Source organism: Massilia sp. Root418 (assembly GCF_001425265.1).
Taxonomy (GTDB): domain Bacteria; phylum Pseudomonadota; class Gammaproteobacteria; order Burkholderiales; family Burkholderiaceae_D; genus Rugamonas.
The window spans coordinates 389,807-401,665 of sequence record NZ_LMEC01000026.1 but is presented as its reverse complement, the minus strand read 5'-3'; the positions used below and the strand labels follow the sequence as shown (position 1 = coordinate 401,665).

At 64.4% G+C, this 11,859-nt stretch carries 10 protein-coding genes; 8 read left to right on the top strand and 2 right to left on the bottom strand.

Annotated features, from left to right (window positions below; translation table 11 throughout):
* Positions 1 to 39: 39 nt before the first annotated feature.
* From ASC94_RS30295 to ASC94_RS30285, 3 genes are all read left to right on the top strand, one after another.
* Positions 40 to 3,672 carry an EAL domain-containing protein gene (locus tag ASC94_RS30295; protein WP_056405013.1) on the top strand — a complete coding sequence of 1,211 codons (3,633 nt, stop codon included), beginning with the start codon at positions 40 to 42 and terminating at the stop codon, positions 3,670 to 3,672.
* Between the two features lie 15 nt (positions 3,673 to 3,687).
* Positions 3,688 to 4,530 (top strand): ABC transporter substrate-binding protein, encoded by an 843-nt coding sequence (locus ASC94_RS30290; RefSeq protein ID WP_082616939.1) that lies wholly within the window; start codon positions 3,688 to 3,690, stop codon positions 4,528 to 4,530.
* 100 nt (positions 4,531 to 4,630) lie between these two features.
* The gene (locus tag ASC94_RS30285) at positions 4,631 to 4,894 is read left to right on the top strand and encodes a hypothetical protein (RefSeq protein ID WP_056405012.1); all 264 of its coding nucleotides are present in this window, start codon (positions 4,631 to 4,633) and stop codon (positions 4,892 to 4,894) included.
* On the opposite strand, the gene ASC94_RS30280 is transcribed toward ASC94_RS30285, so the two are convergent.
* A complete protein-coding gene (locus tag ASC94_RS30280; protein ID WP_056405011.1) occupies positions 4,891 to 6,879 on the bottom strand; it encodes an SDR family oxidoreductase in 1,989 nt (662 codons plus the stop codon). The two genes, ASC94_RS30285 and ASC94_RS30280, sit on opposite strands and share 4 nt — an antisense overlap.
* Positions 6,880 to 7,073: 194 nt before the next feature.
* Here ASC94_RS30280 and ASC94_RS30275 point away from each other — a divergent pair, with 194 nt between their 5' ends.
* From ASC94_RS30275 to ASC94_RS30255, 5 genes are all read left to right on the top strand, one after another.
* Positions 7,074 to 7,856 (top strand): phasin family protein, encoded by a 783-nt coding sequence (locus ASC94_RS30275; protein WP_056405010.1) that lies wholly within the window; start codon positions 7,074 to 7,076, stop codon positions 7,854 to 7,856.
* Positions 7,857 to 7,954: 98 nt separating this feature from the next.
* Entirely contained in the window at positions 7,955 to 9,169 is a 1,215-nt protein-coding gene (locus ASC94_RS30270; protein WP_056405009.1) for a patatin-like phospholipase family protein, read from the top strand.
* Between the two features lie 70 nt (positions 9,170 to 9,239).
* A complete protein-coding gene (locus tag ASC94_RS30265; RefSeq protein ID WP_056405008.1) occupies positions 9,240 to 9,905 on the top strand; it encodes a TetR/AcrR family transcriptional regulator in 666 nt (221 codons plus the stop codon).
* A 10-nt stretch (positions 9,906 to 9,915) separates the two neighbouring features.
* Positions 9,916 to 10,692, top strand: a complete 777-nt coding sequence (locus ASC94_RS30260; protein ID WP_056405007.1) for a hypothetical protein — start codon at positions 9,916 to 9,918, stop codon at positions 10,690 to 10,692.
* Positions 10,693 to 10,694: 2 nt separating this feature from the next.
* Positions 10,695 to 11,228, top strand: a complete 534-nt coding sequence (locus ASC94_RS30255) for a TIGR00730 family Rossman fold protein (protein WP_056405006.1) — start codon at positions 10,695 to 10,697, stop codon at positions 11,226 to 11,228.
* 86 nt (positions 11,229 to 11,314) lie between these two features.
* Here the strand turns inward: ASC94_RS30255 and ASC94_RS30250 are convergent, their stop codons facing one another.
* Entirely contained in the window at positions 11,315 to 11,821 is a 507-nt protein-coding gene (locus ASC94_RS30250; RefSeq protein WP_056405005.1) for a YgjP-like metallopeptidase domain-containing protein, read from the bottom strand.
* Positions 11,822 to 11,859 lie beyond the last annotated feature (38 nt).

Genomic DNA, 11,859 nt, shown 5'->3' with positions numbered 1-11,859 from the left:
TGAAGAATATGAGAGCATGACTTAACCGGGAGCGCCAACGTGTCCGCACGCATCCTTATCATCGAAGACAATCCGACCAACATGGAGCTGATGGTGTACCTGCTCAACGCCTTCGGCTACACGCCGCTGATGGCGCACGACGGCGAAGAGGGGGTGGCGACCGCGCGGCGGGAACGGCCCGACCTGATCATCTGCGACGTGCACCTGCCCAAGCTGGACGGCTACGGCGTGGTGGCGCAGCTCAAGCAGGACCCGGCGCTGCGGCCCATCCCCGCGCTGGCGGTGACGGCCCTGGCCATGGTGGGCGACCGTGAACGGCTGCTGGCGGCCGGCTTCGACGGCTACATCGGCAAGCCCATCGAGCCGGACACCTTTGTCGCCCAGATCGAGTCTTTCTTGCCGGGGGAAGTGTCACCCCCGGCTAAAAACGACATCGCCACCATCCTTATTGTCGACGACCATGTGCTCAACCGCGAGTTCCTGATGACCTTGCTGGGCTACGGCGGCCACCGGCTGCTGGAAGCATCCAACGGCGCCGAAGGGCTGAAGATGGTGAGCGCCGAGCGGCCCGACCTGGTCATTTCGGACATCCTGATGCCGAATATGGACGGCTACGAGTTTGTCACCCGCATGCACAGCAATCCGGAAACCGCGCACGTGCCGATCATCTTCTACACCGCCACGTACCGCGAGCGCGAGGCCGTGGCCGTGGCCGAAGCCTGCGGCGTGCGCTGGGTGCTGCCCAAGCCGTCCGATCCGGACGTGATCCTGCGCACGGTGCGCGAAGCGCTTGGCGTGGCGGACGACGCGGACGACCACGTGCCCGAATTCGCGCCCGAGCCGCCCAGCGGCGGACGCTTCCTGGGCATCGACCACAAGGTGGCCGAATACCTGGGCGAGCTGGAGTCGAGCAGCGCCCTGATTTCCCACATCGCCAGCACCGGCGACGTGCCCGAAACCGGCTCCGAACACCTGAGCTCGATGACCGAACGCCTGTCGCGCTCCCTGTCCAGCCTGCAGGCGGTGAGCCTGCGCCTGACTGCGCTGATCGAGCTGGGCATCGAGCTGGGCGCCGAGCGCGACCCGCAAGCCCTGATCGAAGTGGGCTGCCGCGTGGCGCAGAACATCTGCGTGTCCAAGTACGCCTGCATCGGGGTGCTGGAATCGGGCGCGCAGGAACTGAGCCATTTCGCCGCCTGCGGCGTGGGCCAGCAGGCGCGCCTGATCGCGTCCACCCCGCGCGCCGGCGTGCTGGCCGGGCTGCTGGAGCAGCGCCAGCCGGTGCGCGTGGACGCGCTGCCGGGCGACCCCACCGCCATCGGCCTGCCGGAAAGCCATCCGCCGGTGCATTCCTTCCTGGGCGTGCCGATCGCCTCGCGCGAGCGCACCCACGGCTGGCTGTACCTGGTGGACAAGCTGGGCGCCGACTGCTTCAGCGAGGTGGACGAGCGGGTGGCCGCCACGGTGGCCGCGCAGATCTCGGTCGCCTATGAAAACCTGCTGCTGTACGACGAGATCCGCCGCCACCACGCGCAGCTGCAGCTGGACATGAACGCGCGCATCCGCCTGGACGAGGACCTGCGCCGCTTCCGCCTGGCGATGGACGCCACCGCCGACGCCATCTTCCTGGTGGACCGCGCCGGCATGTGCTTCGTGGACGTGAACGCCACCGCCTGCCGCATGCTGGGCTACCTGCGCGAGGACTTCCTCAAGGTGGGGCCGAACAAGTCCATCGACGGCGACCTGCGCCGCCTGGAAGACTTGTACGACAAGCTGCTGGCGGGCGACCAGAGTGGCGCCATGGCCGAGCTGCTGCTGCAGCGCAAGGACGGCTCGCCGCTGTCGGTGGAGGTGCAGCGCCGCACCCTGCGCTCGGGCCAGAACTGGATCCTGGTGGCGGTGGCGCGCGACATCACCGAACGCAAGGAAGCCGAGCAGCGCCTGCTCAAGCTGGCCCATTTCGACACCCTGACCGGCTTGCCCAACCGCAGCCAGTTCTACGATTCGCTGACCCATTCCCTGCAGCAGGCGGGCGAGCACAAATGGGCGCTGGCGGTGCTGTTCCTGGACATGGACCGCTTCAAGAACATCAACGACACCTTGGGCCACACCATCGGCGACGAGCTGCTGCGCCAGTTCTCCAGCCGCCTGGTGGACTGCCTGCGCGTGCGCGACACCATCGGCCGCTTCGGCGGCGACGAGTTCGCCGCTATCCTGATGCTGCCGGAAGGGGCGCAGAACGCCATCGCGGTGGTGGACAAGATCCGCGAGGCGATGCGCCGTCCCTTCGACCTGAAAGGCCACGAGGTGACGGTGACGGCCAGCATCGGCATCTCCGTGTTCCCCGACGACGGCAGCGATGCCGACACCCTGATCCAGTACGCCGACACCGCCATGTACCGCGCCAAGGAAGCCGGGCGCGACGCCTTCCGCTTCTTCACCGCCGAAATGAACGCGCAGTCGCTGGCGCGGCTGGACATGGAAAATGCGCTGCGGCGCGCCATCGACAACAACGAGTTCGTGCTGTACTACCAGCCCAAGATCGACATCAACTCGGGCCGCGTGAGCGGGGCCGAGGCGCTGATACGCTGGAAGCGGCCCGGCCACGGCATGGTGTCGCCGGCGCTGTTCATCCCGCTGCTGGAGGAGACCGGCCTGATCGTGCGGGTCGGCACCTGGGTGCTGCACGAGGCCTGCCGCAAGATTGCCGAATGGGGCAAGACGCGCATCGGCGCGGTGCACCTGTCGGTGAACGTGTCCGGCATCCAGTTCTTTGTCGGCGGGCTGGAGGAGGAAGTCATGCGCGCCATCAAGGAGCACGACATCGCGCCCGAGCTGTTGGAGCTGGAGCTGACGGAAAGCTCGCTGATGTCGAACGCCGAAGAGACCATCACGGTGCTGCAGAACCTGAAGAAGCTGGGCATCCAGATTTCCATCGACGATTTCGGCACCGGCTATTCCTCGCTGGCCTACCTGAAGCGCTTCCCGATCGACAAGCTGAAGATCGACATCGCCTTCGTGCGCGAAGTGACCAGCAACCCGGACGACGCGGCCATCGTGCTGGCCATCATCAACATGGCGCACAGCCTGAAGCTGCAGGTGATTGCCGAGGGCGTGGAGCGCGACGCGCAGCTGGCCTACCTGCGGCGCCACAACTGCGACGAAATGCAGGGCTACTACTTCAGCCGCCCGCTGCCTGAGGACGAGTTCGAGGCCATGCTCAGGGAAGGCAAGTACCTGCAGGCGCCGGTGGACGAGAACCAGCTCGACCAGCAAACCCTGCTGATCGTGGACGACGACGCCTTCATGCTCGACGTGCTGAGCGACTTCCTGTCGCAGGACGGCTACCGCATCCTCACCGCGCAGACGGCGGCCGAGGGCTTCGACGTGCTGGCGCGGCACCGGGTGCAGGTGATCCTGTGCGACCAGTGCATGCCGTTGATGAGCGGCACCGAGTTCATGGAGCGCGTGAAAAACCTGGCGCCGGACACCTTCCGCATCATGCTGTCGGCCTATGCGGACCTGACGCCCATCATGGCCGCCATCAACCATGGCGCCATCGACCGCTTCTACACCAAGCCCTGGAAGGGCGCGGTGCTGCGCGAGAATATCCGCGAAGGCTTCCGCCTGCACAGCCAGCTGCACGGCCATCCGCCGGCCCAGGCCGCGTAGCGCGCGGCGGCAGCCATGAGCACTGGCCAGGGACGCACGCCGCCGCGCCGCGCGCTGGCCTCAGTGCTGCCTCCACTGCTGGCCTCGCTGTTGGCTTTCCTCCCGCTGCCGCCCGCCATTGCTGCGCCGGTGGCTGCGCAAGGCGGGGCGCTGCGCATCTACGGCATGGACAGCAAGCCGGTCAGCTATCGGGAGGACGGCCAGCCGGCCGGCCTGGCGGTGGACGTGGCCCGCCATATCCAGCAGCGGCTGGGCCGCAGCGATCCGATCGAAATCATCCCCTGGGCGCGCGCCAACACCGTCGCCAACGCGCAGCCGAACGTGATGCTGCTGTCCATCGTCCGCACCCCGCAGCGTGCCCAGCGGCTGCTGTTTGTGGGGCCCATCTTCATGGCCTACATCTCGGCCTTCGCGGTCAAGGAGCGGGCCGCCGAGATCCGCGCGATGGGCGAGGGCATCTACAAGTTGCGCAGCGGCGCGCGGCGCGGCAGCATCTTCGTCGAGCGCGCGCGTGGCCACGGCTACAACCTGACCGATGAACCGGTGAGTTCCGAAGCCGCCGCCCGCATGCTGATGCTGCGCCGCTTCGACCTGTGGTTCGACGGCGAAGAGATCGTCGGCCCGGCGCTGGAGCAGGCCGGCTATGCGCGCGCCGACGTGGAGCTGGTCAAGCAGCTCAGCCTGGAAGAGGTGTACTTCGCTTTTTCCAATGGCACCGCGCCCGCCACCGTGCAAGCGTGGGACAGCGCCTTGCGCGACATGAAGCGCGACGGCAGCTTCCAGAAAATCTACCGCAAGTGGCTGCCGCACTACCCCTTGCCGGCCGACGCGCGCGCGGCCGAGTCCAGGAAGCCGTGAGCGCCAGTCCGTCCGGCAGCTCCGGCGTTTGCGAAATCTCAAGGCGCTGCAGCGGGGGCAAGGGCAAGATGGCCACTCGTGAATTTTCCCGGGAAAAGGAATGGACGCCGAAAAAACGCTCTGTCATCTCTCCGCCAAGGCCAGCTCCAAGCGCTTTCACCTCATCATCCTGATGGCGTTGGTGTCCATCTCCAGTGCGGCGCTGGCGGTGGGGCCCGAACCCCAGGCGGGCTGGCACTACGCCGGCAAGCTGCTTGCCGCACTGGGCACCGGACTGCTGTGCCTTTGCGCGTTGTGGCTGTACGTGAGCAGCGCGCTCGGGCCGGCCGGCGCGCAAGCGGCCCGGCGCGGTTCCGGCACTTAGAAGTGCACGCCGCGCAGCAGCTGCTGCATGGCGATCTGCTCGGACGACATCTGCGGCGCCTTCTTGCCGTCGGCGCCCTTGGCCGCGTCCGAATCCGGGAACATGCGGAAGCTGGTGTTGAGCACGATCTGCGCCACGCGCGGCATCAGCGCGTGCAGCACCTGGCCGAAAATGCCCACCCGGGTGGCGATGCGCACCGGCTTCCAGACGATGGCCTCGGCGACCAGGTCGGCCGCTTCCTCCGGCGACAGGGTCGGCACGTTCTGGTAGATCTTGGTCGGCGCGATCATGGGCGTGCGCACCAGCGGCATGTTGATGGTGGTGAACTTGATGCCCAGGTCCTGCAGCTCGGACGACGCGCAGCGGGTCCACGCATCCAGCGCCGCCTTCGACGCCACGTAGGCCGAGAAGCGCGGCGCATTGGTCAGCACGCCGATAGACGAGATGTTGATGACGTGGCCGCGCTTCCTGGCCGTCATGGACGGCAGCAGCGCCATGGTCAGGCGCAGCGCGCCGAAGTAGTTCAGCTGCATGGTGCGCTCGAAGTCATGGAAGCGGTCGTAGCTGGCTTCGATGGCGCGGCGGATGGAGCGGCCGGCGTTATTCACCAGCACGTCCACGCCGCCGTGATTGGCGATCAGCACCTGCGCGAAACGGTCGCAGTCGGCCATGTCGGACAGGTCGGCAGGGTAGGTGATCAGCTCGAAACCGCGCGCCGCCACTTCCTTTTTGGCCTCGGCCAGCTTGTCCTCGTCGCGGCCGCAGATGATGGTGATGGCGCCGGCCTCGGCCAGCTTGTGCGCCGCCGCCAGGCCGATGCCGGACGAGCCGCCCGTCACCAGTACCACCTTGCCGGCCACCTGGCCGCGCAGGGTGTGGTCGATGAACAGGTCCGGGTCCAGCTTGCGTTCCCAGTAGTCCCATACCGGCGCCGCATATTTCTCCAGCGGCGGGCAGGCGATGCCGCTGCCCTTCAGCGCTTGCGCCGTGTCGCGGTTGTCGAAGCGGGTGGGGTAGTTCACGAAGGTCATCAGGTCCGGCGGCAGGCCCAGGTCCTTCATCACTGCGTCGCGCACGCGGCGCACCGGCGACAGCGCGAACACGCCCTTCTTGATCGATTTGGGGATGAAGCCGAACAGCGCGGCGTTGATGCGGATGCTCATGGTGGGCGCGTGCGCGGCGCGGCAGAAGGTGTTCAGCACCTCGCCGACCCGCATCGGTTCGGGGTCGGTCAGGTGGAAGGCCCGGCCGTCCAGCTTGGGCAGGTGGGAGATGTGGTCCATGGCGTTGACCACGTAGTCGACCGGCACGATGTTGATGCGGCCGCCTTCGATGCCGATGGTGGGCATCCACGGCGGCAGAAGCTGGCGGATGCGCTGTATCAGTTTAAAGAAGTAATACGGGCCGTCGATCTTGTCCATTTCGCCGGTCCTGGAATCGCCGACCACCAGGCCTGGTCGGTACACACGCCACGCCCCCTTGGTTTCATGGCGGACGATTTTCTCGGATTCGTGCTTGGTGGCGAAATAGGGATGGTCGAGATTCTCCGCTTCCTCGAACATGTCTTCCCGGAAGATACCTTCAAACATGCCGGCGGCGGCAATGGAACTGACGTGGTGCAGTATGCCGGCCTGGATCGCGTTGGCGAAATCGACCGCATTGCGCGTGCCCTCCACATTGACTGCGATCTGTTCCCCGGCGTCGGCCAGCATATCGTAGACGGCGGCCAGGTGATAGAAATGGTCGATTGTTTTGGTGAGTTTCTTGATGTCGTCCCTGGATACGCCCAGCTTGGCGCTGCGCAGGTCGCCGAATACCGGAATGGCGCGGGCTTTGGTGGTGCCCCAGTATTCATAGAGGCTCGCCAGCTTGTCCCGGCTGCTTTCGCGGAGCAGGAAATAGACCACGCTGCCTTTGCGCGCCAGCAGTTTTTTTACAAGGCGCTTGCCTATAAACCCGGTGGCTCCAGTAACAAAATATTGCATCAAGTCTCTCCTTTATTCTTGGGGTATCTGCGGCGAACAATCATTACAGGATAGGCAATAAATGGCAAGCGCTGTTGCAGGCTTGATTAGAACACCCGCTCTACCCCATTAGAAGCCCATCTCTAGAAATGGGGCCTAAAATGTTTTCATCGAAAGAACGATCCGATTAAACGACAGTCTCAATGGAGCCGACTATGGTTAAGAAACTGAAATCCCTGGCGAATGCCGATGACAAGCAATTGGCCAGCGCCGTCCGCAACTCCGCCCAGCAAATCTGGCAGGCGGGCCTGGGCGCTTTCGCCAAGGCGCAGGAAGAGGGCGGCCGTGTGTTCGCGAAATTGGTAAAAGAGGGTAACGCGCTGCAGCAGCGCACCCGTGACATGGCTGAAGACAAAGTATCCGAAGTGCGCGAGACCGTGTCTGGCGTGAGCAAGCAGGCCGCCGGTTCGTGGGACAAACTGGAGCAGGTATTCGAAGACCGCGTGTCGCGCGCCCTGGGCACCATCGGCGTGCCGACCCAGAAGGACGTGCAGGAACTGACCGCACGCGTGGAGGCGCTGACCAAGGCCGTGGAAGAGCTGACCGGCAAGAAGCTGGCGCCAGCCACGGCTGCCAAGACTGCCGTGAAAGCGGTCAAAGCTGCCGTGAAGCCTGCCGCCAAAGCCACCGCAAAACCGGCTGTCAAACCGGCCGCCAAGCCCGCTGCCAAGGCAGCCAAGCCTGCAGTGAAAGCTGCCGCCAAGCCGGCGGCGAAAGTCGCTGCAAAAGTAGCTGCAAAAGTCGCTGCAAAAGCCGCTGTAAAGCCCGCCGCCAAGCCAGCGCCCAAGGTGAAGGACACTGCCAAGGCCGCCCCGAAAGCCGCACCCAAGGCTGCCGCAAAGCCTGCCGCAAAGCCTGCCGCGAAACCAGCTGCAAAGCCTGCCGCCATCGCTTTTCCGACCGCCGAATCGGTCAGCGCCGCCAACAAGGCCGCTTGAACGCCGAAGCGTTCACGCCGGCTGTAACAGTTCCCTCGGTCCTCCTCCCCCGGTCCGTTCGCGGACCGGGTCCGAGGGAATGCTGCAATTGAAAGTCTATGGCTAGAAAACCCGCTGCCGCGCCTGCCGCCGCAACCAAGGTCGGCCTGGCCCTGGCCGGCGGCGGTCCGCTGGCCGTCGTCTACGAGATCGGTGCACTGGCAGCGATTGCCGAGGCCATTGACGGCCTGGACCTGAACGATGCCGAGATCTACGTCGGCGTGAGTGCCGGCGCCATCATCAGCGCGGCCCTGGCCAATGGCTACACGCCGCACCAGATGTGCCGCCTGTTTGTCGAGAGCGACGCAGGCGATGCGCACGTCCCAGCCGGCGCCATGCTGTTCAAGCCGGAAACACTGCTGCGTCCCGCCTTGCGCGAGTTCGGCCGCCGCGCGCGTGCGCTGCCCGGCCTGCTGGCCGGCGGCGCATTGCACTACGCCCGCCAGCGCGGCAGCCTGGCCTCGTCCTTCGAACGCCTGACCGAAGCGCTGCCGGCCGGCTTCCTGTCCGGCGACGCCATCGGCAACTTCCTCAAAGCCGCCTTTGCCGCCCAGGGCCGCAGCAACGACTTCCGCCAGCTGCCGCGCAAGCTGCGCATCGTGGCCACCGATCTCGACACCGGCAAAGCCGTCTGCTTCGGCGAGCCGGGGCGCGACGACACGCCGATCTCGCTGGCCGTGCAAGCCAGCTCTGCCGTGCCCGGCTTGTTCCCGCCGGTGGAAATCGGCGGCCACCATTTCGTCGACGGCGCGCTGCGCAAGACCATGCACGGCTCCATCGCGCTTGAACACGGCGTGGACCTGCTGCTGTGCGTCAACCCCATCGTGCCCTATAACGCCCGCTTCAGGCAGGGGGCGCGCAAGCTCACCAACGGCGGCCTGCTCGACGTGCTGTCGCAGACCGTGCGCTCCATCCTGCACTCGCGCCTGGAAACCGGCCTGGCCAGCTACCAGGTCAGCCACCCGGACGTCGACATCCTGCTGTTCCAGCCCAGCGAGGACGACGCCGAACTGTTCTTCACCAATATGTTCAGCTACAACAACCGCCGCCGCACCTGCGAGCAAGCCTACCAGAACACGCGGCTGATGCTCTGGCAGCAGCGCCGCGAACTGGCGCCCAAGCTGGCGCGGCACGGCATGCAGCTCAAGCTCAGCGTACTGCAGGACAGCAGCCTGACCCTGGTGCGCCAGCGGCCCCGCCGCCAGGCCCTGGGGCGGCTCGACGCGGCCTTGTCCGACCTGGAGCGCTACCTGAAGGTGGCACATGGGCGTTGACCGGTATGCTGTTTTTAAAAGCCGATCATCGGTGTTATCCTTGCAGGAAGAAAAACAAAGACCAGCCGCCATGCTACAGAAAGCACCTCGCCGCACCCGCGAACGAATTCTCGAGTTATCCCTCCGCCTGTTTAACGAATTCGGCGAGCCCAACATTACGACGACTGTTATTGCGGAAGAGATGAATATCTCGCCCGGCAACTTGTATTACCACTTCCGGAACAAGGATGACATCGTCAATTCGATCTTCACCCAATTCGAGGGCGAGATAGAACGCATCCTGCAAGTGCCGGCCGGCCGCCGTTCAAATATTGAAGACGTGTGGCTGTATCTGCATTTGATGTTTGAACTGATTTGGCGCTACCGCTTCTTTTACCGCGACCTGAACGATCTGCTGTCGCGCAACCGCAAGCTGGAACTGCATTTCAAGCAGATCCTGGCGCACAAAATCAAAGTGGCCAAACAGCTGTGCGAAGACCTGCGCAGCGAACAGTCCCTGGAGGCGTCGGACGCGGTAATCGACGCCATGGCCACCAATATGGTGGTGGTGGCGACGTATTGGCTGTCCTATGAATACGTGCGCAATCCGCGCAAATACAGTGAGCAGCAATCAATGTCGGACGCGCTGGCGCGCGGCTGCTACCAGGTGCTCTCGCAAATTGGTCCTTACCTGCGCAACGAAACGCAGTTGCTGTTCCAGAAACTGTCGGAAGAATACCTAAAAAAGATCACCTGAGGAGACCAGCATGGCATGGAAGACCTTCCCCTACCCGGAAGACGCATACGTCCACACGGCGGCCAGCCTGAAGAAAGCCTGGCCGCGCCTGCATGCCAACGACGCCGAGCCGTTCCCGGCCAAGGCTGAACTGGTGCAAGCGTGGATTGCCTACCATGCCGGCGACTTCGAGAAGGCCGCCGAACTGGGCCTGGCCCAGGGGGCTGACGGCTACTCGGTGGCGCACCGCGCCACCTGCATCTACGCCACCTACCTGGAAGCGAGCGAAAAGAAAAAGCTCGCCATGTTCCTGGAAGTGTCGGGGCGCTGTGAACAGCATCAGCAGGAGCAGCCCAAGAACGCCGCCGCGTACTACTGGCACGCCTACTCGCTGGGCCGCTACGCGCAGGGCATCTCGGTGGTGAAGGCGCTGGCGCAGGGCATCGGCGCCAAGGTGAAGAACAGCCTGGACACGGCCATCAAGCTGGCGCCCAGGCATGCCGACGCGCACATCGCGCTGGGCAGCTACCACGCCGAGATCGTCGACAAGGTGGGCGCCATGATAGGCGGCCTGACCTACGGCGCGAAAAAGGAAGAAGGCTACAGGCTGTTCAAGAAGGCGCTGGAGCTGAATCCTGACAGTGCCATAGCGCGTATCGAATATGCCAATGCGCTCGCCATGCTGGACGGGAAGAAGAAAATGGACGAAGCTGTCGCCTTGTACGAAGAGGCGGCCGCGCACGAAGCGCGCGATGCGAACGAGCGGCTGGACGTGGAATTGGCAAAAGCCGAGATAGAGGAAGAATAAGCGTGAAATCGTTGTGTGTATATTGCGGCTCCAATGGCGGCGTCTCGCCGCGCTACGCGGAAGCCGCCAGGGCGCTGGCGCGCGGCATGGTGGAGATGAATTTGTCGCTGGTGTACGGCGGCGGCAATGTGGGACTGATGGGCGTGATCGCCGACGAAGTGCTGAGCCTGGGCGGCGAAGTGACGGGCGTGATTCCGACCGCGCTGGTGCAGCGCGAAGTCGCGCACACCGGCTTGACGCGCCAGTTCGTCGTCAAGGACATGCACGAGCGCAAAGCCATGATGGCCTCGCTCTCGGACGGCTTCATCGCCATGCCCGGCGGCATGGGTACGATGGAAGAACTGTTCGAGATGCTGACCTGGTCCCAGCTTGGCATCCACAGCAAGCGGGTAGGGTTGCTCAACGTGGACGGCTTTTACGACAGCCTGGTCGGCTTCATCGGCCACGCCACCGGGCAAGGCTTCATCCGCCCGCAGCACGCGGCCATGGTGCTGGTGGAATCCGACCCCGGCGCGCTGCTGCAGCGCTTCCGCTAAGAAATCTTGCACAAAAAATGGGGTCAGGGTTAGTTTTTCGCTGCGCGAAAACTAACCCTGACCCCATTGTTTTTTGTTGCGGGCTCCTACCAGAGCTTGGTGCCGCTCAGGTCGAGCTGGGTGAGGTAGAGGCGCAGGTCGAATTCGTACTGGTGGTAGTTCGGTTCCATATAGGTGCACAGCTTGTAGAACGCCTTGTCGTGCTGCTTTTCCTTCACGTGCGCCAGCTCGTGCACGGCGATCATGCGCAGGAATTCCAGCGGCACTTCCTTGAACATGGTGGCCACGCGGATTTCGTGCTTGGCTTTCAGCTTGCCGCCCTGCACCCGCGAGATCGACGTGTGCAGCCCCAGCGCGTGGTTGATGACGTGGATCTTGCTGTCGAAAGCCACCTTGTCGATCGGCGCCGCGTTGCGCAGGTGCTCATTCCGCAGATCCTGGACGTACTGGTACAGCGCCTTGTCGGTGCGGATGTCGTGTGCGCTCGGGTAGCGCTTCTTCAGCACGTCGCCCAGCTTGTCCTGCGCGATCAGTTGCTGGACTTGCTGCTGCATTTGCTCGGAATAGGCGCTCAGGTACTTCAGGGGCTGCATATAAGACTTGCCGGAGAGGTGGGGAGGCGAGAATGTAT